The following is a 25,997-nucleotide window of genomic DNA, read 5'->3' as shown; positions in this document are numbered from 1 at the left end:
CAGTTATCAGAGGGGCATAAAAAAAAATTCACTTCATAACATAATCACGAATCATCCACACTGTCATACCAATTATTACTAAAACGATAATGGCAGCTCCGGCAATTTTATTAATCCAGTACAAACGTCTCAAATTAACGGCTGATCTGAAGAAGCCAACCACGGAAGTCAACATGAACCACCACGTTGCAGCCCCCAAAAAGACACCGGTAATAAGAATCATCTGGCCTATCAGGCCTGAAGAAGGATCAACGACCCGAAATCCGGCAAAAAAAGCAATAAAAAGAAATACTGCCAACGGATTAGAAATGGTCAGTAAAAAAGTAGATACAAAATCCTGAAAAAGGTTTCCCCTTCGTTGTCTTTGTCGTCGAAGTTGCACGGCAGGGTTGGATCGAAATATGTATACGCCCAAAAAGATAAGTATAATAGCGCCAAAAATCTGAATCCAAAGAAATTGTTCCTCAATAAAAGAAACAATATACGACAAACTAAATCCGGCAATAATAGCATAGATTGTATCAGAAAATGCAGCCCCCAGGCCCGACATAAAACCAGCCCAACGTCCCCGCTGAAGCGTACGTTGAATGCACAGCACTCCTATTGGTCCCAAAGGAACCGAGGCAGAAAACCCAACAATCATACCATCAAAGAATCCATTCCAATCCATGTGGCAAATATCTGAAAAAATCACTCTTTATAAAACACTCTAACAAAAAATAGCCCATAAAATGGACGCAAATGTTATTTTTTCCCCATAAATTTGTTAATATTAACTAATTATAGCCATTCCAAAAAATGACTTAACAATTTCTTAACATAGAATTAAACTACTGACAATATTCCGCACCCCAGATGAAAGTAAGTTTGCCGGCGACTAAATAGTGATTGTAAGAATGGAAAACATCTATCTAATTTTGGTTATAGTACTGTTTGTACTAGCCATATCCGATCTCGTGGTTGGCGTAAGCAACGATGCCGTCAACTTTCTAAACTCAGCCATTGGTTCCAAAGCTGCGCCTTTCAAAATTATAATGGCCATAGCAGCATTAGGCGTATTTATTGGCGCAACCTTTTCAGGAGGAATGATGGAAATTGCGCGGAAAAGCATGTTCAACCCAGGGTATTTCTTCTTTGAAGAGATAATGATTATTTTTCTGGCAGTAATGATTACCGATGTGGTATTACTGGATTTGTTCAACACATTTGGGCTTCCAACCTCTACCACAGTATCAATCGTTTTTGAATTATTGGGGGCTGCGGTAGGCGTGGCTATCATTAAAGCCATGAATAACCCTGAAATACCGATGAGCGATTATATTAACTCAGCCAAAGCACTGGCAATTATCTCGGGGATTCTAATCTCTGTGGTAATCTCATTTACCGTAGGAGCAGTGGTCCAGTTTGTGGCTCGTCTGATCTTTTCGTTCCGATACGAAAAAAGGATAAAATATCTGGGAGCCTTATGGGGAGGTTTCGCCATTACTGCCATCACCTACTTCATCCTGGTTAAAGGGGCCAAAGGAGCCACCTTTATGACCACCGATACCCAAAACTGGATTCATAACAACAGCCATCTCATCATTCTATACAGCTTAATAGGCTGGACCGGTCTGTTGCAAATATCTCAATGGTTATTCAAACTAAACATCCTTAAATTTACCGTTTTAGTCGGGACATTTGCTCTGGCCATGGCCTTTGCCGGTAACGATCTGGTAAATTTCATCGGCGTACCATTGGCTGGATACGAATCGTTCAAAGTTTTCATTTCAACCCCGGGCGCCACGCCGTCAACTTTTTTGATGGGATCACTATCCGACCCGGTTCAAACGAAGACATTCTTTTTACTGATCGCCGGCTTAATAATGGTATTGACACTTTGGTTTTCAAAAAAAGCCCGTAAAGTGGTAAAAACTTCCGTGGATCTCAGTCGACAGTCCGAAGGTGAAGAACGATTTGGGTCTTCCTTTTTTGCCCGTTCCATTGTTAGAAGCTCAATAGCCTTATCGACCTCAGTTAATAAAATCATTCCTGAGCCCATTAAGCGACAAATAGAAAAACAATTTGACACTTCAGGCCTCACACCGCAAAAAAAAGACTTAGATGCGCCAGCTTTTGACATGTTACGAGCCTCTGTAAACCTGGTCGTAGCCAGCATATTAATCGCCAGCGCCACCTCGTTAAAACTTCCGCTATCCACCACATACGTCACATTCATGGTTGCAATGGGAAGCTCGTTATCTGACCGAGCCTGGGGTCGCGACAGTGCCGTTTACCGTATTACAGGGGTACTTTCAGTGATTGGCGGATGGTTCTTCACAGCTTTCTCGGCCTTTACCATTGCATTTTTGGTGGCCAATGCCATTCTCTTTGGAGGCCAGTGGGCCATTGCCGGACTCCTGATACTCGCCTTTTTTATGCTGATTAGGAGTCATCTTTTCTCAAAAAAAGGTGAGACAAAAGAAATCGAAACGACTGAAATTGAAATAGAGGATATTAACGGCGTTATTCAGTCAGAAAAAGTTCTGGAAAAATGCACCATTAGCGTCACTGAAACGCTAAACAAAATCTCCCAATTATATTCAAACACGCTGACTTCATTTGAGGCCGAAGACCGCAAGTCGCTCAAAGAAATAGTAAAAGATGTGGAACAGATAAATAAAAAAACCAAAAAACTTAAAAGCAACGTATTTGCGACGGTACGCAAACTTCAGGAAGAAAGTATCGACTCCGGGCTCTACTATGTTCAGGTCCTCGATTATCTTCGCGAAACAACCCATTGCCTCTCTTTCATCACAAACCCATGCTTCGAGCATCTTGATAACAATCACAGAGTATTTACCGAAGAGCAGTTTGAAGATCTTAATCTACTACAAATCAAGGTTAAATCAATCATAGTAAAAAGTATCCAGATCATAAACAAAAAGAACTTTAGTGAATCAAATAAGATTTTTGAAGATCAGGCAGCACTGCTTGAGCAAATAAAAAGCTTCAGAAAAGGACAATTAAAAAGGATCAAAAAAGATCGTGCCGGGACCAAAATAAGTATGCTTTACTTAAATGTATTGCACGAAACCCAAAATATGATGTTACATTTAGTAAATCTGTTAAAAGCGCAACGAGATTTTGTAACATTCTTAAAAAAATAACCATTTTCGGGCATTGCTTCCACACAAAGCAATGCCCGTTTTATCATACACACAGGAAATGAAACGTGCCAAAGCCATGCTTTTATTGGCGGGCAGCTTGACTATGACAATGCTGACTGCTCAAACAAAATCAGAACCGGACAAAGGGCGCTTTTACGCCACCATCTTTTCGGAATTTAACACCACACTGGAGGGAGAAGAACAACAAACAGCTTTTGAAGTTAAAAGAGCCTACATCGGCTATTTTAAGGAGCTTCAGGATGGTTTTTCGGCCGAGGTAAAACTTGACATCGGATCGCCTGACGATGTATCCTCCTACTCATTGCTAAGGCGGTTTGGGTATTTTAAAACAGCCGCCCTCTATTACGATTACCACAACCTAAAACTGGCATTCGGACTCATTGACGCCCTACAATTCAAAGTAAGTGAATCATTCTGGAACAAACGGTATATTATCAAATCGTTCATGGATGAATACAAATTTGGTCCCAGTGCCGATATAGGTTTTAAAGCCATCTATAATTTAAACAAATACAGTTTCGACTTTGCCGTATATAATGGAGAAGGCTATTCAAGTCTTCAAAACGATAATACATTCAAAGCGGCAATGGGAGTAACAGCTAAGCCTTTCAATGGATTTACAACCCGAATATATGGAGACTATGCCTCAAAAGAAATTACTCAAAGTACGCTGTCGGTCTTTGCGGGTCAAAAATTGAACCGCTTGTTGTTGGGAGCAGAATACAATTACCAATTTAATAGAGACTTTTTGGCGGATTATAACCTATATGGCTATAGCGTATTTGGGCAAATAGATATTAGCAAAAAATTCAATATTTTGGGTCGTTACGACTATATCACATCCAACATTCTTGACGGTTCAGATATACCATGGAATTTGGCCAGCAACGGATCGGCAGTCATTGCCGGACTGGAATATAAAGCCAGTAAGCAGGTGCGTCTGTCGGCCAATTATTACACCTGGATTCCCGAAGCGGTCAACAGCGAAACAGAATCATCGCTTCATATCAACGTGGAAGTAAAGTTTTAACAACATGCAATTGACTCAATAAAACGTTCAATTTTCAACATACGAGCAGACAGGCAACTTCATCCTATTTTAACATTAAAAAAGTGACGTCTATGAAATATTTACTTCGGTACTCACGTTTGGTTATAATCGTTGCAATAGTCTTTTACGGTTGTACAAAATCAGACTATTACCTGAGCGACGGATATATCAGAATAACAGACGACGGACAGGGTACCGGCACCACCTCGTGGACAGCGAATCAAAAGTATCTGATTGAAGGCAAGGTTTATGTAAATGATGGACAGACACTGACAATAGAAGCTGGAACTGTAATACATGCCAAAACCGGTCAGGGAGAAAATGCCAGTGCATTGATCGTTGCCCGCGGAGGCAAAATCATGGCCAATGGCACCAAAGAACAACCCATCATTTTCACGGTTGAGGGCGATGATCTGGAAGGATCAGTCCCCCTTGAAACAAGCGGTCTTTGGGGAGGTGTCATCATACTGGGTAACGCCCCCGTTAACACGGAAGAAAATGAAAATCAAATTGAAGGCATCCCTGTGGGCGAACCCCGCGCCACATACGGAGGACCCGATACCGAAGATAACTCAGGCATCTTCAGATATGTATCCATTCGGCATTCAGGCACGCGCCTGAGTCCTGATAACGAAATAAACGGACTCACACTTGGCGGTGTAGGTAATAAGACCATTGTTGAATACATTGAAGTCATTTCATCGCGCGACGATGGCATCGAAATATTTGGAGGGACAGTAAATCCGCGCTATATGGTATGCGCATTTTGCGGGGATGATGCATTTGACTTCGATCTGGGGTATACTGGAAATGTTCAGTTTATCGTCGGATTGGAGTCCGAAACAATAGGCGACCTGCTAATTGAACTAAGTGATCAAAAGGGATTTCCCCAAACGCGTCCCACCATTGCTAATGGCACATTCATTGGCCGGGGCGCAGGAGAAAACGGACAAATAGTACGCTTCGACAACAGCGCCGCCGGAACAATTATTAATTCAATTTTTGTGGAATCACGCGAAGGGGTAAAAATTGAATACAGCGGCGACCAACTGGACTCCTACCAACAATATCTTTCGGGATGGCTGCAACTCAACAACAATGTATTTTACAATATCAGCGATAATAATAGCACATCAGTATTTGAGGTCTACACCAAAACAGGACTTGACATCAGAAACGAAAACACCTCCTTTAGCCAGCATTTTCAGGACGGCTTAAATGAAATTACCGATGCAGGCCTAACCTCGTCCCCATGGAAATTAGAGCCAAACGAAGCCATACATCAGAATCTGGCACCGACAAAAAATGGAATTGAAGAAGTATCGTTTAAAGGGGCAATATCGCCATTAAATAACTGGCTGTTGGGTTGGACCTTATTAGATCAGGCGGGATTACTCGATTAAAATTTGCTTCATTTTAGAGTCTGTTGGCAGCGTCCAACTCCTGCCGTTAGGCTTGCTCTCCAACCGACCATTTACTTTAGAATCGCACATTTTGCGGACTGCTGGAGTCGTGGGACTGAACTTATTTTCAAGCTCCACCGCCCCACTTTATGAACGGAATTTATTTAGTAATCAAATTAATATCGTTCAGCAGTTTTTCACGAAAAGATTTCCCAACAGGAATGGATTTAATCCCATTTTCAGTGACCAAAATCAAACAATTATCCTCAATTGATTTTACGCGACTAAAATTGACAATAAAAGAGCGGTGAACCCTCATAAATCGATCAGAAGGCAACTTCTCAAGCAACGATTTCATGGTGAAATGAATGGTGTACTTATCTTTAAAAGTATTAAGCACCACATAATTCTCCATCGCCTCTGCCCATAAAATATCATCGTACTTTAACCGAACCAGAGAGGAGTTATTTTTAATAAATATTTCGGTGCTCTGTTTCACTGGATTTTCCTTCTTCTCAAATCGCTCGCGAACACGTGATATAGCCTTCATAAAACGGCCATAATGCACCGGTTTCAACAAATAATCTGTCACATCATACTCGTAGGATTCCAGCGCATATTTTTCTTGCGAAGAATAAATAATAACCTGAGGAATAACATTAAGAGCCTTTAGAAATTCAATTCCCGACATCTCAGGCATTTCAATATCCAGAAATATGAGCTGCACAGGTTGACTTAAAGGGCTGTTAAGAATACTCAGCGCCTCAACAGCCGAACTAAAAGTCCCCTTCAGCTCTAAAGCTTCAGTACGCTCAACAAATTCCTGTATTATCTTAACAGATAACTTATCGTCATCAACAATAATGCAATTCATACACACATATTTTAGTCAAAAATATAAAATTATGCACAAGAAACCTGACCAACGACCTTTTTTTTAGTACGAACATCCAAATTTTGTTGATAAACGTCACCAAAAACATTTTACAATTGAGGCCGTAATTGAACATAAAAAACTGAAACTAAAAAATTAACGTTCTAAACGCATCTTAAAAAAACGTTCTTCAATCAGTGAGATATGTGGTATGCTTTTCCTAAGCCATTCGAGAAATAAATTCTGTTTTTGATCATAATTCAATTGCCAATCGATATCAGAAAGATGTAAACGGGCCGTCACACTTTGCAACAAAACAGCCACAGAAACCGATAAATTTAAACTTTCGGTAAAACCCACCATAGGTATGGTGATAAACTCATCAGCCAGACTTTCAACGACAGATGATATCCCTGTGAGCTCAGTCCCAAAAACAAAGGCGGCGGGTCCTTTTGAAATATCAAATTGCGACAACGACGGCGCCTCTTTATGTGGAGTTGTTGCCACAATTCGGTAACCAGCTTCTTTTAACGTGGCAATGGCAGTTTCACTATTATTGCTGAAGGTACTGTAACGTTTTAAATGCAACCATTTTGACGCGCCCATAGCTACTTTTCGGTTAACAGCATAATTATCGGCATCGTCGACCAAATGAACCGTTTGAACACCAAAACAATCGCAGCTACGCAGGACCGCACTGGCATTATGCGGATGAACAATATTCTCAAGCATAACTGTAAAGTAGTTTGTGCGTCCCTCAATGACACGCTCAAACGTTTTCAGTCGTTCATCCAACTTAAAGGCTTTTAAATGATTTATCAGCTGCTGACGCTCGATGGAAGGAAGGCTTTCAATTTCGCGCAATCGATTCATAAACTGTCACTTAACCAATAACAACAAATCGTTAAAAAACAATAAATTTCAAGTAAAACCTGCTCAAAAAACATAAAAAAAGAGAGTCCTCAACGAAGCCTCTCCTTTTTCTTTTAAAGTGATTACTAATTAACTGAGTCAGTCAATTCGCTACCAGCCTTAAATTTAATAACCTTTTTAGCAGGAATGCTAATTTCTTTACCGGTTTGAGGGTTTCTACCAGTTCTGGCACTTCTTGCAGAAACTGCGAAAGACCCAAATCCTACCAAAGAAACGCGATCGCCACCCTTAAGAGCGTCGCCGGTTACTTTTAAGAAAGCATCCAGTGCTTTTTTTGCATCAGCCTTGGTCAATCCTGAATCCCCGGCGATTGCATCAATTAATTGAGCTTTGTTCATAATAGTAATTAAATTTTAGGGTTAAAAACTAGGTTTTTAAACTTACTATGACAAATATAGAGTATTTCTAATGGCTTCCAAATTTCAGAACAAAAAAATTGCACTGAAACCCCTAATTTTTCTAGAAAAGAGACTTTTATCAGCTTCTAAGTAACCAGAATAGTACGAAAACGGACACTTTTTTATAACCTGAAAACATTGGGGTCAGATTAATTTTATATTCCCCTGAAAACCCCTGCCACAGGTAAGAAAGCATCCCTTTTAAGAATTTCATCCGCAAATAATTTATCCTTTTGTAGTCGTATTAAATCAAAATATCCAATTTATATTGATATAAGGCTTTTCTGCAAACATATTTATTTTGAAGCTTTGAAAATGTAAGGTTACTTGTGTAAACGTACATTTCCATTGCAAAATTAAGGCAGAAGTTGAACTTTACAGACAAACGCTAATTTGTAGCGCCATCAGTGGGTGCTTCATCCACAGTAAGTTCATTTCTGACCATTCTATTAATATATTGTTGAATAAACGCTTTCATGGTTTTAACGGCCGTTGCGTCAGGAGTGCCATTCTTTTTAAGATTATGCGATAAAAACGGATCTTTTTTATAATTATAAAAAGCCTGGATATTGTCGCCATCAAAATAATACACCGAATCACCCTTCATAAACTGATAGCTTTCGTTGGAATAATTCAACACAAAAGATTGACTGTCGGGCTTCAACAAATCATTACCGAAAGCCACGAACCCCTTAGGATAACCAATCAAATGCATCAGAGTGGGTAATATGTCAATCTGTTGTGCCAGTCGGTTATTAACCCCCTTTAACTGCAAACCCGGGGCATAAAAAACCAATGGTATGGCAAACCCATTAATATTGGTCTTATACTCGGGAAAATGCGACGGAACACTATGATCTGCCGTGAGAATAAATAAAGTATTTTTATACCATTCTGTTTTCGAAGCGGTCTCAAAAAAACGACGTAAGGCCATATCTGTGTAACCTACACATTGGTGAATAGGCAAGGTTCCTTTTGGGAAAACACCATTATATTTCTCCGGCACTTGAAACGGATGATGTGACGAGACGGAAAACAGGGCCGTCGCGAAAGGTTCTTTAAAAGTAGTGATGGTATTGGCATAAAACTGAAAAAATGGTTCATCCCAAATCCCCCAAACACCATCAAAGTCATCATTATTATTATACTCATCTTTTCCATAGTAAGCGTCAAACCCGGCCATTTTGGCAAAAGCATCAAAGCCCATCGATCCATTGGGAGCTCCATGAAAAAAGGCTGTATGATAACCCATCTCATTGAGCATTGTGCCAAATCCATTAATACGATTGGATGAATATTCAGACAAAACAAAAGGTTGTACCAATGCTGGCAGCGAGGCCAGAACAGATGGCATGGCATCGATTGATTTACGCCCATTGGCAAAGGCATTGGGAAAAACCAGGGACTGTTGCATCAACGAGTCCAAAAACGGGGTATAACCTTTATAATGGCCACCATCGAGGGTCGGATTAAGCCACCCCGAATTTTCTCTGTTAAAACTCTCAAGAATAAAGACAACCACATTCATTGGTTTCTTAACAACTGAGTCAGGCGCCTGATAAACGGGCGTAAAAACAGATTCAATCTGGTCGTCCGGCAAAAAATGAACAGGCTTAAAAGTCGTTTTACCGATGGTACGTAAAATACTAAACGGCGTATTAATCACCAATGCCATCTCTTCGGGCGCGTCAACGAATTTACCGGCATTGCTCATTGTTATAGGCCGAGTGCTATGACGATATCCGCCGCGCATTCCCACAATTGTCAGGCCTGAAAAAAGGGTCAAAAAAACCAAAGCCAACGGTGTGTACCACCACCCACGGGCAACAGAAAAAGGCTTAGATTTTAAACGGCCATACGACCAGACCATCAGTGCAACAATTGCGACCCAAAATAATGTGGCGTACCAGTAATCAATAAGAAACCGCCCCCATAACTGCAACATATTATCTTCATTCTTAAAAGCATCAAAAACACTAAAAGTGGTACGCTTTAAGGTAAACCGGTAATAAATAAAATCGCTTACATTGGCAGCCAAACCGGCGCCATTAATGATAAAAAAGATCCATTTAAGCAACTGTCGGTAACCCGACCGGAACTTAAACCTAAAAGGGAGTAAAAACAAAAATAAATACAGGCTGTTTAAATATAATAAAGCGCTGATATCAAACATTAATCCCCCCCACATTATGTGCATGAAGTCAGGAAAGTTAACATTCGTAAAAAAACCGGTATTAAAAACATAAAACCCCAGGCGGCACAAAGAATAAATCAGCATCATTAAGCCAATTCTATAAATCAGTACCAGATATTCATTCGCTTCAATTCGTTTCATTCGTTGATAATTTGTTTTAAAGTTGAAATGACAGGTTAAAATAATAAAACAATAGTGATAGCAACCATGCTTATTTCATCATAAATTAGAGGTAGTACTTGCAAAAGTCCAATTTTTGCGTTTTCAACAATCGTACCCAAAAAAGAACCCGTCTCAATAATATACACGGAAACTCACAAAAATAAGAAAACCCGTGAGCAAAGTAGCCCACGGGAAGTAATATTATTCTAACAGTCCTAAATTTATACTAAATGAATATTATTGACACGACATTTCTGCCGCATTTTTTCGGGCCAGATACTTGCCTGAATTTCACCAATATGGGCTTTGTGCAAAAAGTACATACACAAACGAGACTGCCCTATGCCGCCGCCTATACTGTCGGTAAGCTCCCCCTTCAGCAGACGCTGATGAAACATTAAACTCTCTTTGTATTCCTGATTTCTGATGGCCAGCTGTTGTTTAAGAATTTCTGCATTCACACGAATGCCCATGGACGAAATTTCGAAAGCCCGTCGCAAAACAGGATTCCACAAAAGAATATCACCATTAAGACCTTTTCGGCCATTTCCGGTGGGCGTACTCCAATCGTCATAATCGGGAGCCCTGCCATCATGAGGTTCGCCATTGGTCAAATCCCCCCCGATACCGATCAAAAAAACGGCACCATATTTTTTTGTCACAGCGTCTTCCCTCTCCTTAGCCTTCAGATTAGGATACATTTCATACAGCTCCTCCGTATGAATAAAAGTTATATGATCGGGAAGAATAGGTCGTAGTTGTGGATATTTTTCATAAACCACAAACTCAACACGTTTCATCACTTCAAAGATACGCGAAACCACGCCTTTCAAATAATCCAGATTTCGGTCGCGTTCGGTTATATGGCGCTCCCAATCCCACTGATCGACATATATTGAATGGGTATTATCAAGATCTTCGTCCGGGCGAATGGCATTCATATCAGTATAAATGCCATAACCAGGTTCAATATCATAATCGGCCAACATCATGCGCTTCCATTTCGCCAGACTATGAACCACTTCAACTTCGCGATCATCTAATCCACGTACAGGAAAAGTTACAGGTCGTTCAATTCCGTTTAAATCATCATTGACACCAGTTCCCTTCAAAACAAACAAAGGGGCCGTAACCCGACGTAACCGAAGTTCGGCAGATAAAAATGTCTGAAACGAATCTTTAATTATAGTGATGGCATGCTCTGTCTGCTTCAAATCAAGTAACGACTTGTATTCTTTAGGTATATAGAGTAAATCTTCCATTCTGTTAAAATTGACAAATGATGTATATTAAAAGCAGATCAAAAGTAGGTCTCTTTTGTTTCAATTCAAAATTAAAAACAGACAAAACTATATAATCTATAACAAATAATAACAAATTTCGCACACTTTTAAAATAGAGTTATGATTTCATTATTACCTTTTTAAATAAGGAGACAATGTCAAATCCCATTAATATCATTACGCGCGCTCTCAAAAGAACCACTCATATCAAAAAGCTCCCAGTTTTAGCGCGGAGCCCCCAGGTTTTGAACATTTCAGCGCAAACTACTTAGAGTCTGTCTATAAAGTCCAACTTCTGCGTTACGCTTGCTCTCAAAATGGTCATTTACGGGAGTAAACTCACATTTTTCGAGCTGCGCAAGCCTTGAATTTGAACTTGATAGCTCAAACTCCCGACTTTATGGACAGGCACTACTTACTGTATTAAACGAACATGAGAATAATTCCTCATAAAAGAAATGCCTATTGCCTCTGGTTTCATTTGGCTAATAAAAATAAATTATATTTGAGTCCACTTTTAATAAAAAACAGGTCATGACGCGAATTTCTAAATACGTCTTTCTAATTCTCCTGGTCGCTCTTAGCACCTTTATTGTATCGTGCATTCAAACAGCCAAAAAAGCACAACCAACAGCCGCCATTCATGAAGGGACCATCGAATATAGCATACTATGGCCTGCAAAAATAAAAAATGAAAGCATTTCATTTTTTCTACCCAAACAACTAACCATGAAGTTTAACCGCAACAACCAGGCCTTCAGCCTAAGCGGGGCCATGGATTTATATACCATTAACCTCTTCCGTTCTGACAAGAGCGACACCATTTATACATTTATTGATTTAAATGTGCAAAAACAATACACGATGTCATCGGCAAAATCATTACAAAGATGGCTGAATCCCAATGATGACATGGGCATTGAAATAGACCGGGACACGCTGCGATACATCCAGGAAATGCAATGCCACAAAGCGATTCTTTTCAATAAAATCGAAAAAACAACAATAGCCACAATTTGGTTTACTGAAGAAATAGATGCCGGCAATCTCAATAAATACACTCCATTTAAAGAGCTCCCGGGCATTATGATGGAAATGATACCAGCATCTGGCAATAACAATCTTTTGGGACTTAAAGCAGTAAAAATCAGCAATAAAGCCATTCCTGAAAACTCTTTTATCCCCCCTATTCAAAACTATAACTACATCAGCGAACAAGAAATTGTAAATATGATTAGCAACCTCATTATTAGCAACCAGCAAATACGCTGATTCATTAACCGGCTATAGTTAACAAAAGACAGATACGGAAAGACACACACCTCTGCTATATTAAACCATGCGCCCATCTCCCCTGTTGCCGTATCCATTGTTCTCACTGCTATGGAAAAATTCTCATCGTCCAAGAACAGGATTTCACATAAGCATTACTGGTAATAATTACTCATTTCATCACGGATAGCCGCAATGGCACTTCTAAAGATTTGAATTAATTCGCCACCACTGTTTTCAATGATCAGACGTCCCAGTTCTAAAGCCGGAGCTTTAGGGTCAAGACCCGCTGCCGTACTGTTAATCAGGCGAACCAAGGCCTCACGGGCTGATTTAATCTTCTCCCATGTTGAAGCATTCACATAAACCTGCATGGCCATATTATGATCGAACTCATTCCTGATAACCCGCAAAAGATGCTGATGAAAAGATACACCTGATAAATCGTGACGCTGCTCACGCAAAATTAACGCTTCCGGTGATAATCGTTCCAACAGAAGCGTCAACCGCTCATATGCCTGCAGACGATGTTTCATCAATTCAACGCCGTCCTTATAACGTATTTCCAATTGCCGTCGTCGGGTTTCCTGTCGCAAAAAAAATGAAACCAACAACAGTGTAAAAACCATGATGGCCAGAAGAGCCAGAACAAACATCGTATAATCCGTCATCGTTAAAAAGTTAACTGGTCAAAATCAATTTCTTCCTGACGCGATTCACTCAAACGGGTATCCTGACAGCGCATGGTGCGTCCCGGAAATTTCTTAATGAGGTTATAATTATGAGTAGCCATAATAACGGTCTTCCCGTCTTTACAAATTTTATGCAGTAGTTTCATCAGGTCATCCGAAGTATCAGGATCCAGATTACCGGTAGGCTCATCCGCCAAAATCAATTCCGGTTTATTAAGCAAAGCACGGGCAATACCTATTCGTTGCTGCTCGCCACCCGACAACTGATGCGGCATCTTATAACCTTTATGAACCATATCAACAACAGAAAGCACCTCCCTGATACGGTGATCCATTTCCTGCTTATTCTTCCAGCCAGTGGCTTTAAGTACAAATAATAAATTATCGTACACATTACGGTCAATCAACAGCTGAAAATCCTGAAAAACGATGCCCATTCTACGCCGCAGCCAGGGTATCTCACGTGTTTTAACAGTATTGAGCTTGTAGCCAACGGCAAATCCGTCTCCTTCGCGAAGCGGTATTTCCCCGTAAAGTGTTTTCATAAGACTCGATTTACCGCTTCCAACACGTCCGATAAGATAAACAAATTCACCCGGTCGAACTGCCAGATTCACATCACGCAGAATAATATGTTCTTCCTGCCTAATTAACGAATTTTCCAACTCAACAACATTTCCGTTTGTGTTGACCGCCGATACGGGTTGCTTAGCCATAATTAAATTTTTAAATGCTAAAGATATAAAATATCATTAACTGAGTTCTTCCAAAACCACTTTAATCCTGTCCATGGCCTTAGCCAGCTCTTCATCGGACGCGGCGTATGAAATTCGCAAACACGCAGGTTCACCAAAGGCATCGCCGGCCACGGTAGCCACCATCGCCTTATCAAGCAGATACATACTAAGGTCTTTTGCATTTTGAATTACCACCTGACCATCCGACCGACCAAAATAATAACTAACATCGGGAAACAGATAAAAAGCACCTTCTGGCTTTACAATCCTGAAACCGGGGATATGCGCGGCTTTTTTCATGATCAGGTTCCGCCGCCGCTTAAAGGCATCGCGCATAGCAAGCGACGGGTCCAGCGAACCTTTATAGGCCGCCAGCGCTGCCATCTGAGAAATACTGCTGGCACCTGAAGTATACTGACTTTGAACTTTAACACAAGCCGCCGCGATATCAGGTGTAGAAGCCGAAAAACCAATACGCCATCCGGTCATGGCATACCCTTTAGAAACCCCATTGATAATCACGACTCTGTTTTTCATGCCGGGTAAACCGGCAATACTTGCATGGCAGCCGCCAAAAGATATTAATTCGTAAATCTCATCCGAAACAACAGTCACATGCGGATAACGCTGAAGCACTGAAGCCAGCTCCATAAGCTCATCCTTAGTGTAAACCACACCCGAAGGGTTTGACGGGCTGTTGAGAAGAAGCACACGCGTTTGCGGCGTAATGGCTTCCTCCAACTGAAGAGCAGTCATCTTAAAATTTTGTTCGAAAAAAGTTTTAACGATTACACTTTCACCTTGCGCCAACTTAACCATCTCTATATAAGTAGCCCAGTAAGGTGTCGGAATAATAACCTCGTCACCCGGGTTAACAAGGCTTAGTATAACGTTGGCTAAAGCCTGTTTTGCACCATTGGATATCACAATTTGTGAAGGCTCAAACGCGAGTCCGTTTTCTCTCTTTAGTTTCTCAGCTATGGCCTGTTTCAACACGGCATACCCTCCTATGGGAGGATAATGTGAATAATCGTGTTTAACAGCCTCAATGGCCGCCTCCTTAATATGTTCAGGCGTAGAAAAATCGGGCTCGCCCAAACTTAAATTAATAATATCCCTTCCCTGGGCCCGCAGTTCACTGCTTCGTTGCGACATTAATGCCATCTCAGGCTCAGAAAGATTCTGTATCCGCTGAGAAATATGGTACATACACGTTATTTTAACGCACAAATGTAAAAAAATATTCAGCAATCCGCGTGCACGCAATTGTCCAAAATATTCGAGATCCCACCAATTGACCATTTACAGCGTGAGGTATGTTTTAAAACAATCTTTTTTAAGCGTTTATTAATGGGAAGACTATTAAATAAGTTTTACTTTTGGACAAATTATTTAAAATACACACTAATTCTAAAGGCATGAAACCAACTCATATCGAACACATTGGTATTGCAGTAAAAAATCTGGATGAAGCCATCCCATTTTACGAAGAAGTATTTGGACTGAAATGTTACAACGTTGAAGAAGTGACCGACCAAAAAGTAAAAACAGCGTTCTTCAAAGTTGGACAGACCAAAATTGAACTACTGGAATCAACAGATCCCGAAGGCCCCATCGGAAAATTTATTGAGAAAAAAGGAGAAGGCATTCACCACATGGCTTTTGCTGTTGAAAATATTAATGAGCAACTACAGGCTGCCGAAGCCAAAGGCGTTAGATTAATTGATAAAACATCCCGCAAAGGTGCAGAAGGCTTAAGCATCGGTTTTCTGCATCCAAAATCAACTTTCGGGGTTCTTACCGAATTGTGTGAACATCCTAAATAAAGTCTGTTTATAAAGTACAACTTATGCGTTATGCCCGACAGTATACCTACACTTTGAGAGCAACGCAAGCCTAAAATTTGGACTTTATATTTCAAACGCTAGAATTTATGGACAAACACTAAATCGTGTCAGCAAGGAAACATCATTATTTTGTTACGCTCACTTTAAAAATGCTAATTTACAAAGGCAAACTCACATTTTCCGAGCTTATAAAATTTTGAATTAAAACTTCCTTGCCTCAGACTCCTGACTTTATGAACAGGCATTAAATAGTAGTATTAATTTTTTTACTAAAACACAAATATGTCAAATCAAGATAAAATTAAGAAGCTGATTGACCTGAGAACCGAAGCCAAACTAGGCGGCGGTGAAAAACGAATCGAATCGCAACATGCTAAAGGCAAGTTAACAGCCCGTGAGCGTATTGAAATCCTTTTGGATGAAGGCAGTTTTGAAGAATTCGATATGTTTGTCACACACCGCTGCACCAATTTTGGCATGGAAAAAACCAAATTTATGGGCGATGGTGTTGTAACCGGTCATGGCACCATTGATGGACGTGTTGTCTATGTATTCTCGCAGGATTTCACTGTTTTTGGCGGCTCTTTATCTGAAACATTTGCACAAAAAATTTGCAAAGTGATGGATATGGCCATGAAAGTCGGAGCGCCGGTTATTGGCATCAACGACAGCGGTGGCGCCCGTATTCAGGAAGGCGTTACATCATTGGCCGGCTATGCCGAAATTTTCCAGCGTAACATCATGGCGTCAGGCGTCATACCGCAGATATCTGCAATTTTTGGCCCTTGTGCCGGTGGTGCTGTATACTCTCCGGCCCTCACCGACTTCATCATGATGACCGAACAATCAAGTTATATGTTTGTAACCGGTCCTAAAGTGGTAAAAACCGTTACCGGCGAAACCATAACCACCGAAGACCTTGGCGGTGCCAATATCCATGCGTCAAAATCAGGCGTATCACATTTCAAAGTAGACAACGAAGAAGAAGGCTTGCTGCTTATTCGCAAACTGATGTCGTATCTTCCTCAGAATAATCTGGAAGAACCGCCATTGATGGAATGCAATGATCCCATTGACCGCGTAGACGACGGCTTGAACGCCATCATTCCTGACAATCCGAACCAGCCTTATGACATGAAAGAGGTGATTTACTCCATCTCCGACGACGGCGAGTTTCTGGAAGTTCATCGCAATTATGCCAAAAATATTATTGTCGGATTCTGCCGTATGGGCGGTGCATCGGTAGGCGTTGTAGCCAACCAGCCCAGTTTCCTGGCGGGTGTACTCGATACTGAAGCATCCCGCAAAGCAGCCCGCTTTGTTCGCTTCTGCGATGCCTTCAACATACCGATTTTAACACTGGTTGACGTTCCCGGCTTTTTACCCGGCAGCGGACAGGAATATGCCGGTATCATCACCCATGGCGCCAAACTGATGTTTGCCTATGGAGAAGCCACGGTTCCAAAAGTAACAATCACACTACGCAAATCTTACGGTGGTGCGCACGACGTAATGAGTTGTAAACAACTGCGCGGCGATCTGAACTACGCCTGGCCAACAGCCGAAATTGCTGTTATGGGAGCTTCCGGCGCCATAGAAGTGTTGGAAGGACGAGCCATGGCCAAAATCGAAAACGAAGAAGAAAAAGCCAAACTCGTTGCTACCAAAGAAGAGGAATACAAAGAAAAATTTGCCAATCCATACCAGGCAGCCTCTTACGGGTATATCGACGATGTAATTGAGCCACGTAATACGCGTTTTAGAATTATTCGCGGATTACAAAGTCTTCAGACCAAGAAACTGGTTAATCCTCCCAAGAAACACAGTAATATTCCATTATAATTCCTATCAGTAAAGAATATGATAAACTTTTTAAGTACAACCCCCGTCAACTGGTCACTCATTTGGGTGATCACGGCGGTGGGGTATTTGGTGGTATTTTTTGCATTGGTGATCCTCATCTTTGTTTATAAATTTTTACCCATAATACTCAAGATACAAACGCGTCCAAAGAGGAAAAAGACAGGTGATCAGACCGACACCGGGACAAACGACGGCTCTTATATTTCAGGCGAAGTGAACGCTGCCATTGGAATGGCGTTGGTGCTTTATTTCAATGAACAGCACGACGAAGAGAGCCACATTATCACCATAAAAAGAGTGGCGCGTACTTATTCACCCTGGAGTTCCAAAATTTATGGAACATCCGCTAATGTTTTACCATCGGGCCGACGTTAAACGAAATCGGTTAACGTTATAATCTGATTTAATCTCAAATTATCGACCAATGAAGAAATACAGTTTTTCCATCAACGGAAACAAATATGAAGTGGATTTCAAAGACATGGAAGACAACGTCGCTTCCATAGAGGTCAATGGCACCCCTTATCAAGTTGAAATTCATCAGGAAGTAAAAAAAGTTAAGACACCCAAACTGGTGCGTCAAGAGGTAAAAAATAAACCGGGCGAAGGCAACATACAGAAAAAAGCATCAGCAGGCGGTTATACCGTTGAAGCACCACTGCCGGGCTCCATCTTTAAGATGCTTGTACGCGAAGGCGACACCGTAAAAAAAGGTGATGTACTACTTATTATGGAAGCCATGAAAATGGAAAATAACGTCATGGCCGAAAAAGATGGCGTCGTACAAAACATCAAAGTTCGAGAAGGTGATGCTGTACTACAAAACGACCCATTACTGGTCATCGCATAACGAAAAACAGATGTGAAACCATTGGAGTAAATTAACTTCATCGAAAAATTTTAAACGTGAGAAAATTTGTAACTGTTTACGCGGTACTGGGCATCCTGTTTATGGCTTCCTTTCTGTTTGGTAATGATGCCACAGCCCAGACTATTCTGACAGGAGACGTAGAAGGAGGAAGTGCACTTCTGAGAGGCCTGAAATCGTTTTGGCGATTCACCGGATTTGCCAACATTGCCATAGGTAATATAATCATGATTTTCGCCGGGTTATTCTTCATATTCCTGGGTATTAAATATAACTACGAGCCCCTTTTACTGGTCCCAATAGGTACCGGTATCATCATCGGTAACATCCCGTTTATCGATCAGGCCATGGGAGTTCAACTGGGCATGTGGGGTGAAAATAATACCGGCTTTCAAATTGGCATTTATGAGAAAGGATCGGTTCTAAACTACCTCTATTTCGGGGTTGTCAAAGGTATTTATCCGCCGTTAATATTTTTGGGTATTGGAGCAATGACCGATTTCTCATCACTCATTTCAAACCCAAAACTAATGTTACTGGGCGCTGCGGCTCAGCTGGGAATCTTTGCCACTTTCATTGGTGCTATGGCACTGGGCTTTGAAATTCATGAAGCAGGAGCTATCTCTATTATCGGAGGTGCTGATGGGCCAACGGCTATCTTCGCCTCTTCAAAGCTGGCGCCTCATCTAATCGGTAGCATTGCTATTGCTGCATACTCATACATGGCTCTTGTGCCGGTTATTCAACCGCCGGTTATTCGTTTACTGATCAGCAAAAAAGAACGTCTTATTCGCATGAAACCACCACGGGCAGTATCCAAAACAGAAAAAATTCTGTTCCCTATTATTGGATTAATACTGACCCTGTTTATTTCACCAACGGCAATTCCATTGTTGGGGATGCTTTTCTTTGGCAACCTGCTAAAAGAAAGTGGTGTAACCGAACGATTAGCGGATACGGCACGAACCAAACTAATTGACATTGTCACAATTGTATTGGGCCTTACGGTAGGTGCCTCTACTCAGGCCAGTGTATTCCTGACCTTTGAATCAATTAATATATTTGTTTTGGGTGCTGCGTCGTTTGTGGTTGCCACGGCCGGAGGTTTAATCTTCGCCAAAGTCATGAATTTATTCCTGAGCCCTGAAAACAAAATTAACCCAATGATTGGAGCCGCCGGAGTTTCGGCGGTGCCCGACAGTGCCAGGGTGGTACAACACGAAGGTCTGAAATCAGACCCCAGCAACCACCTGTTAATGCACGCCATGGCGCCTAATGTTTCGGGAGTTATTGGCTCGGCAGTGGCTGCCGGTATCATGATCAGCTTTTTGATGTAAAACTATCTATCACAAAAGGAAAAAGACCGCTCAACAGGCGGTCTTTTTTTTTTGCATCTACTCTAACAAAAATCAGAAATAAGCTTCCGCATGAATCTGTGAGGACGAAAAACCCTTAGCCGACAAAATATCACGGGCCTCATTAATCATATTTCTGTTACCGCATAAAAAAGCATGCCTATAGGCTGTTAAATCATTTTGCATGAGCCATTGTGTCACCCGGCCGGCAAAATCGCCCTCATGCGACTGAGAAGTACAAATATGCACCTTCGGCCGATCATACGATGCCAGATCACAAACGTCAGAAATATCATGAACACCATGTACCAGGCGATAATCAAGTTTTGGATAACTGCGAATAAAACTATGATAGGGAGATATACCTGTACCCGTCGCTATAAAAAGCATTGTTGAGTCCAGCTCGTCGGGCAGGCTGAAATATCCCATAGGCGGCTCTACCATAACCTCATCGTCCGGCTTTACCTGCCGTAACAATGGCGATACAAAACCATGTGGCACCACCTCTTTAATCAACACTTCCAAAAAAGGGTCATCTTCACCGCTGTAAATAGAATACTCACGCGTGTAACCCGCATCTGCCGGACCTACATTAATGTGTTGTCCCGTCTTAAATAGAAGTCCGTTGCGCGCCATTCGTATCACAAAAACGGAAGGCGTTACATCACGAACATCCAAAACTTTATGTGGATAAGCTTCTGCCCTGTTCATTGTTATATTTTTATTCGAAAATTAATCGTTTCCGGACCAGTTAATAACGGTCTGAAAGGTTTGTTGTTTCATTAAATAATCCGCAATGATCTCTTCGATCAGGGGACGACAGCGCCCACAAGAGCCAGCCGCACCTGTACAACGGATTACTTCGGGCAACAAATAGTGCCCGCCTTTAACAACGGCTTCAATTTCCCTTTTAGAAACGCCATTGCAATTACAAACAATTTGGTTACGCATATAAACAGAATTTATACCGTGATAAACAGAAAAAAGAGGAAATAGTTGACGACACTTTAAACTTTTGTTTGCCGTTAAAAAACTGCTTTGTCAGATAAAAAGGACGTTCTATAAATAACAAAATGGGACTTAAACATCTGTACTCGTCCTTTTCATGAAAAATTGACCATCTTGAGAACGAGCGTAACGAAAAAACGGGCCTTTCTTGCTGATAAGAAGAATACATACCGGCATAAGTAATTAAAAAACGACAAAAAATCCCCGGTTAAAAACATCCGATGAGCATAACGAGGTCGTTAACTTTATAGCCAAACACGATCGGGCGATAAAAACAAAAAACCCACCCCGGGAAGCAACAAACCAGGGAGGGTATTTTTAATCAATTGCAATACGCTTCAAATTTCTATTCTTCTGATACTGCATTGTTCTTTCTGGTTTGGCGCGAACGGGCAATGGTCATTACTTCAGCAATGGCTTCGTCCAGCTCATTGGCTGCCAAAGTATAAGCTCCACCTTCCATATCCGCCAACAGCTCTATATAACTCAATAATGGATTGATATATTTTGCCAATTCTTTTTTAGTGCTGCTGGTCAGCGGGGTGTCTTTTCCTGCTTCGGCGGTAATTTTTTGCTGACCAAGCGCCTCAAAAGCGGCATGTTTGGTTTTTAAATGCTCGTACCAGTCCGTGGCACCGATGGCCGTCATGGCGGTCATATTTTCTTCTTTATCCAGCTCAGCAAACAAGACCTTCATCAGGGCTGATTCATTCACATACCCCTCACTCCATATCGACCAACCAATTTTTTTAATGACATCTATAAGTGTATTGGCAGCCGCTTGTTTTTCCGAATCAGGATTATTAGTGAATGCCTTAACATAGTCCCGAAAGCCAATAAAGGCATCATCCTGTTCGTCGTCGGCGACACTTAACTCATGCGTATAGCTTTGAATTGTATCGCGACCAATGGCTTCCGATAAATTAGCGTTTGCACTGGTAATTAAGGGCAAAACCTTACTGCAAAACAGATCGCTACTAAGATTTTCCGTTATAATTTCTTTAATTTTTGTAGAAACAATTAAAATTTCTTCTGCACTGAGAAGGTAAAAAGATAAATTATTCATTTTATTAAATTTTGATAATTGATTAATAAAATTGATTGTTGCTTCTTAATATATCTAACTAGTAATAAGTAAACTGAAGTTCCTCTTTTTTTTCGAAATTTCAAAATAATTTATACATAGAATCAATTCAATGAGTCCGTTAGAGCGATATGTAATGAGAATGACAGGATAGAACGATTTAATAAAACCGGCATTGCAAGGAGGAATAAGATGCCGGAGTAAAAAATTTCAGTGGTTTAAATTGGCTTAACCAAGGACCAATAGAACAGACTCCAAAACCGGTTACCCCCATCCCTAAGGGCAAAAATATAAATCAAAACCCCAAATTATTTTGATTGAGAATAAACATGAATTTTTTGCCCCCTTTAACCCCGGTTCAGGAGGCTGTTATTTTTTTAACCTCAAACTGATTTTGTTTTGACTTCCTAAAAAATTTTAAGCCCCAAACGAAAATTGATTTAACGTCCTAAAAAATTTTAAGCCCCAAACTAAAATTGTTTTGACGTCTTAAAAAATTTTAAGCCCCAAACGAAAATTGATTTAACGTCCTAAAAAATTTTAAGCCCCAAACGAAAATTGTTTTGACGTCCTAAAAAATTTTAAGCCCCAAACGAAAATTGATTTGACGTCTTAAAAAATTTTAAGCCCCAAACGAAAATTGTTTTGACGTCTTAAAAAATTTTAAGCCCCAAACGAAAATTGATTTGGCTTCCTAAAAAATTTTAAGCCCCAAACTAAAATTGATTTGACGTCCTAAAAAATTTTAAGCCCCAAACTAAAATTGTTTTGACGTCTTAAAAAATTTTAAGCCCCAAACGAAAATTGTTTTGACGTCCTAAAAAATTTTAAGCCCCAAACGAAAATTGTTTTGACGTCTTAAAAAATTTTAAGCCCCAAACGAAAATTGTTTTGACGTCTTAAAAAATTTTAAGCCCCAAACGAAAATTGATTTGGCTTCCTAAAAAATTTTAAGCCCCAAACAGATTTAATTTTCGGATTCCGAAATTTTTAAGGACGGACACATAATTCCATCGGGCCCATGGCGACGAATTGGTGAACACAAATTTTCACCGATAAAATTTTCAGTGTTTTTTTTGCGTGATTTCAATCCAGCTCAGGAATTGAGATTACAAATTCATGATCTACTCATGACAGATATTCCGGAGCAGCAAGACCAATAGAAGCTAAAGACCTTAATAAATCGATATTTTGAATAGCTTCACACACAGAAGTATGATTATCCTGGCGAGTTCCATATGGCAACTGAGAGACAAAATATAATCAGATGAAACGAGACGGAGAAATCGGAAAAATATCAGGATGAACTGTCCATTGAAGCAAAAAAACATTAACAAAATGGATTTTAGCACAAAAAAAATCCGGCCATAAAAGACCGGATTTTTGGTGTTTTTGAAAAATGGACTTATTTAATAACCACTTTAATAATAATGCCATCCACACTTAACAAATATAAGCCACTGGGTAAGGCCGAAATATTGATGCTATTACTATGGCTTAAATCCTGAACCAGCACTTTTGTTCCGTCTAAGCTATAAAGACTTGCAACACCGGTGCTTCCTGTTACCGTTATGACGGTGGTAGCCGGATTGGGATAAACCGAAATTGTCTCCGCCGATAATTCGTGGGTGGCGGTAGATGGCGAAATTGTTAAGGTTCCCTCAACATAGATCAAATCGTAGTTGTTATCCGATCCACCAGAAACAGTTATCACATACTCACCGGCTTCGCTCTCTGACGTGGCCGTAGCAGAAGCTGTTGGAAACTCATCCAAATCACTTTCCGTGTCGCCGTTGACAAAGCCACTGTAAATAATATTAAATTCTGGAATTTCGGAGCCTTGTGTTATGATTTGATCATCTACTGTAACGATGAGTCCGGCCTTTGTAATGTCAAAACCTACAGATTCAAAGGTTACGTCGTAATTTGAACCGACGGACAAATCGCCCAAAGAAATGGCATACGTTCCTGCAGCTTCACCTGCTTCACGACTGAGTGATCCACTAAAGGCATCGCCTTCAATCAAAGAAGGACTTACCGTATAGGTTAATACAGGATCAACTTCACCGTAGGTTTTGCTTTGACCGGCATCAGCCGTTACTGTGATCGCTTTGGTTTTAATTTCAAAATCTGCCGATTCGAAGCTTAGATCATAATTGCTACTCAACGATAAATCGCCCTGGGTGATGGCATACATTTCTGCGCCTTCACCTGCTTCACGACTGAGTGCTCCACTAAAGGCATCGCCATCAACTAAAGAAGGGCTTACCGTGTAGGTTAATACAGGATCTGCTTCGCCGTAGGTTTTGCTTTGACCGGCATCAGCCGTTACTGTGATCGCTTTGGTTTTAATTTCAAAATCTGCCGATTCGAAGCTTAGATCATAATTGCTACTCAACGATAAATCGCCCTGCGTGATGGCATACATTCCTGCAGCTTCACCTGCTTCACGACTGAGTGATCCACTAAAGGCATCTCCATCAACTAAAGAAGGGCTTACCGTGTAGGTTAATACAGGATCTGCTTCGCCGTAGGTTTTGCTTTGACCGCCATCAGCCGTTACCGTGATCGCTTTAGGATTAATGCTGAAATCTGCGGATTCGAAGCTTAAGGCATAATTTGAACCGGCGGACAAATCGCCCAAAGTAATGGCATACGTTCCTGCAGCTTCGCCTGCTTCACGACTGAGTGCTCCACTAAAGGCATCGCCATCAACTAAAGAAGGACTTACCGTGTAGGTTAATACAGGATCAACTTCACCGTAGGTTTTGCTTTGACCGGCATCAGCCGTTACTGTGATCGCTTTGGTTTTAATTTCAAAATCTGCCGATTCAAAGCTTAAGGCGTAATTTAAACTGGCGGACAAATCGCCCAAAGTGATGGCATACGTCCCTGCAGCTTCGCCTGCTTCACGACTGAGTGCTCCACTAAAGGCATCGCCATCAATTAAAGAAGAACTTACCGTATAGGTTAATACAGGATCTGCTTCACCGTAGGTTTTGCTTTGACCGGCATCGGCCGTTACTGTGATCGCTTTAGGATTAATGCTAAAATCTGCCGATTCGAAGCTTAGATCATAATTGCTACTCAACGACAAATCGCCCAAAGTGATGGCATACATTCCTGCAGCTTCACCTGCTTCACGACTGAGTGCTCCACTAAAGGCATCTCCATCAACTAAAGAAGGGCTTACCATGTAGGTTAATACAGGATCTGCTTCGCCGTAGGTTTTGCTTTGACCGGCATCAGCCGTTACTGTGATCGCTTTGGTTTTAATTTCAAAATCTGCCGATTCAAAGCTTAAGGCGTAATTTGAACCGGCGGACAAATCGCCTTGGGTGATGGCATACATTTCTGCGTCTTCACCTGCTTCACGACTGAGTGCTCCACTAAAGGCATCGCCTTCAATCAAAGAAGGACTTACCGTATAGGTTAATACAGGATCTGATTCACCGTAGGTTTTGCTTTGACCGGCATCGGCCGTTACTGTGATCGCTTTGGTTTTAATTTCAAAATCTGCGGACTCAAAAGTTACGTCATAATTTGAACCGGCGGACAAATCGCCTTGGGTGATGGCATACATTTCTGCGTCTTCACCTGCTTCACGACTGATTGATCCACTAAAGGCATCGCCTTCAATCAAAGAAGGACTTACCGTGTAGGTTAATACAGGATCAACTTCACCGTAGGTTTTGCTTTGACCGGCATCGGCCGTTACTGTGATTGCTTTAGGATTAATGCTAAAATCTGCCGATTCGAAGCTTAGATCATAATTGCTACTCAACGATAAATCGCCCTGGGTG

At 41.0% G+C, this 25,997-nt stretch carries 22 protein-coding genes; 9 read left to right on the top strand and 13 right to left on the bottom strand.

Annotated features, from left to right (window positions below):
- Positions 1-28 precede the first annotated feature (28 nt).
- Positions 29-670, bottom strand: a complete 642-nt coding sequence (locus tag ACT3CD_RS14515) for a LysE family translocator (protein WP_444646372.1) — start codon at positions 668-670, stop codon at positions 29-31.
- A gap of 226 nt (positions 671-896) precedes the next feature.
- On the opposite strand from ACT3CD_RS14515, the gene ACT3CD_RS14510 reads away from it, so the two are divergent.
- The 3 genes from ACT3CD_RS14510 (at position 897) to ACT3CD_RS14500 (ending at position 5,624) form a co-directional block, all read left to right on the top strand.
- On the top strand, positions 897-3,149 hold the full coding sequence (locus ACT3CD_RS14510; protein WP_444646371.1) for an anion permease: 2,253 nt from the start codon (positions 897-899) through the stop codon (positions 3,147-3,149).
- Between the two features lie 58 nt (positions 3,150-3,207).
- Positions 3,208-4,200 (top strand): porin, encoded by a 993-nt coding sequence (locus ACT3CD_RS14505; protein ID WP_444646370.1) that lies wholly within the window; start codon positions 3,208-3,210, stop codon positions 4,198-4,200.
- A gap of 92 nt (positions 4,201-4,292) precedes the next feature.
- Positions 4,293-5,624 (top strand): hypothetical protein, encoded by a 1,332-nt coding sequence (locus ACT3CD_RS14500; protein WP_444646369.1) that lies wholly within the window; start codon positions 4,293-4,295, stop codon positions 5,622-5,624.
- Between the two features lie 160 nt (positions 5,625-5,784).
- Here the strand turns inward: ACT3CD_RS14500 and ACT3CD_RS14495 are convergent, their stop codons facing one another.
- From ACT3CD_RS14495 to asnA, 5 genes are all read right to left on the bottom strand, one after another.
- Positions 5,785-6,498, bottom strand: coding sequence for a LytR/AlgR family response regulator transcription factor (locus tag ACT3CD_RS14495; RefSeq protein ID WP_444646368.1), 714 nt, complete (start codon positions 6,496-6,498; stop codon positions 5,785-5,787).
- A gap of 156 nt (positions 6,499-6,654) precedes the next feature.
- Complete coding sequence (locus ACT3CD_RS14490) at positions 6,655-7,371, bottom strand: TrmH family RNA methyltransferase (RefSeq protein WP_444646367.1); 717 nt, start codon at positions 7,369-7,371, stop codon at positions 6,655-6,657.
- Positions 7,372-7,496: 125 nt separating this feature from the next.
- Entirely contained in the window at positions 7,497-7,769 is a 273-nt protein-coding gene (locus tag ACT3CD_RS14485; RefSeq protein ID WP_444646366.1) for an HU family DNA-binding protein, read from the bottom strand.
- 448 nt (positions 7,770-8,217) lie between these two features.
- A complete protein-coding gene (locus tag ACT3CD_RS14480) occupies positions 8,218-10,164 on the bottom strand; it encodes an LTA synthase family protein (RefSeq protein ID WP_444646365.1) in 1,947 nt (648 codons plus the stop codon).
- A 242-nt stretch (positions 10,165-10,406) separates the two neighbouring features.
- Positions 10,407-11,447, bottom strand: coding sequence for an aspartate--ammonia ligase (gene asnA, locus ACT3CD_RS14475; RefSeq protein ID WP_444646364.1), 1,041 nt, complete (start codon positions 11,445-11,447; stop codon positions 10,407-10,409).
- Positions 11,448-12,002: 555 nt separating this feature from the next.
- On the opposite strand from asnA, the gene ACT3CD_RS14470 reads away from it, so the two are divergent.
- Positions 12,003-12,740, top strand: coding sequence for a hypothetical protein (locus tag ACT3CD_RS14470; RefSeq protein ID WP_444646363.1), 738 nt, complete (start codon positions 12,003-12,005; stop codon positions 12,738-12,740).
- A 155-nt stretch (positions 12,741-12,895) separates the two neighbouring features.
- Here ACT3CD_RS14470 and ACT3CD_RS14465 read toward each other — a convergent pair whose 3' ends face one another.
- Genes ACT3CD_RS14465 through ACT3CD_RS14455 form a run of 3 tightly spaced genes read right to left on the bottom strand, consistent with a single transcriptional unit; the run spans position 12,896 to position 15,378 of the window.
- Positions 12,896-13,411, bottom strand: coding sequence for a DUF7935 family protein (locus tag ACT3CD_RS14465; RefSeq protein WP_444646362.1), 516 nt, complete (start codon positions 13,409-13,411; stop codon positions 12,896-12,898).
- 2 nt (positions 13,412-13,413) lie between these two features.
- The gene (locus tag ACT3CD_RS14460) at positions 13,414-14,148 is read right to left on the bottom strand and encodes a cell division ATP-binding protein FtsE (RefSeq protein ID WP_444646361.1); all 735 of its coding nucleotides are present in this window, start codon (positions 14,146-14,148) and stop codon (positions 13,414-13,416) included.
- 36 nt (positions 14,149-14,184) lie between these two features.
- Entirely contained in the window at positions 14,185-15,378 is a 1,194-nt protein-coding gene (locus tag ACT3CD_RS14455) for a pyridoxal phosphate-dependent aminotransferase (protein ID WP_444646360.1), read from the bottom strand.
- Positions 15,379-15,587: 209 nt separating this feature from the next.
- Between ACT3CD_RS14455 and mce the strand changes: the two genes are divergently transcribed.
- The 5 genes from mce to ACT3CD_RS14430 all read left to right on the top strand — a co-directional run bounded on the left by mce (position 15,588) and on the right by ACT3CD_RS14430 (position 20,084).
- Positions 15,588-15,995, top strand: coding sequence for a methylmalonyl-CoA epimerase (gene mce / locus ACT3CD_RS14450; protein ID WP_444646359.1), 408 nt, complete (start codon positions 15,588-15,590; stop codon positions 15,993-15,995).
- Positions 15,996-16,298: 303 nt separating this feature from the next.
- Positions 16,299-17,858: an acyl-CoA carboxylase subunit beta gene (locus tag ACT3CD_RS14445; RefSeq protein WP_444646358.1), complete on the top strand. Its 1,560-nt coding sequence runs from the start codon at positions 16,299-16,301 to the stop codon at positions 17,856-17,858.
- A gap of 18 nt (positions 17,859-17,876) precedes the next feature.
- On the top strand, positions 17,877-18,254 hold the full coding sequence (locus ACT3CD_RS14440; protein WP_444646357.1) for an OadG family protein: 378 nt from the start codon (positions 17,877-17,879) through the stop codon (positions 18,252-18,254).
- Positions 18,255-18,303: 49 nt separating this feature from the next.
- A complete protein-coding gene (locus ACT3CD_RS14435) occupies positions 18,304-18,729 on the top strand; it encodes a biotin/lipoyl-containing protein (RefSeq protein WP_444646355.1) in 426 nt (141 codons plus the stop codon).
- 56 nt (positions 18,730-18,785) lie between these two features.
- A complete protein-coding gene (locus ACT3CD_RS14430) occupies positions 18,786-20,084 on the top strand; it encodes a sodium ion-translocating decarboxylase subunit beta (protein WP_444646354.1) in 1,299 nt (432 codons plus the stop codon).
- A 72-nt stretch (positions 20,085-20,156) separates the two neighbouring features.
- On the opposite strand, the gene ACT3CD_RS14425 is transcribed toward ACT3CD_RS14430, so the two are convergent.
- The 4 genes from ACT3CD_RS14425 to ACT3CD_RS14410 form a co-directional block, all read right to left on the bottom strand.
- A complete protein-coding gene (locus ACT3CD_RS14425; protein ID WP_444646353.1) occupies positions 20,157-20,813 on the bottom strand; it encodes a ferredoxin--NADP reductase in 657 nt (218 codons plus the stop codon).
- Positions 20,814-20,834: 21 nt separating this feature from the next.
- Entirely contained in the window at positions 20,835-21,053 is a 219-nt protein-coding gene (locus ACT3CD_RS14420; RefSeq protein WP_444646352.1) for a (2Fe-2S)-binding protein, read from the bottom strand.
- A 403-nt stretch (positions 21,054-21,456) separates the two neighbouring features.
- The gene (locus ACT3CD_RS14415; protein WP_444646351.1) at positions 21,457-22,176 is read right to left on the bottom strand and encodes a DUF6261 family protein; all 720 of its coding nucleotides are present in this window, start codon (positions 22,174-22,176) and stop codon (positions 21,457-21,459) included.
- A 1,423-nt stretch (positions 22,177-23,599) separates the two neighbouring features.
- Positions 23,600-25,997 (bottom strand): MBG domain-containing protein (locus ACT3CD_RS14410; protein ID WP_444646350.1); only part of this gene is annotated, 2,398 nt, incomplete at its 5' end.

The sequence above is a fragment of the Geofilum sp. OHC36d9 genome (assembly GCF_052400685.1).
Classification (GTDB): domain Bacteria; phylum Bacteroidota; class Bacteroidia; order Bacteroidales; family Marinilabiliaceae; genus CAZHHH01.
The sequence above is the reverse complement of the archived record's forward strand: the minus strand, read 5'-3'. Positions and strand labels throughout refer to the sequence as shown.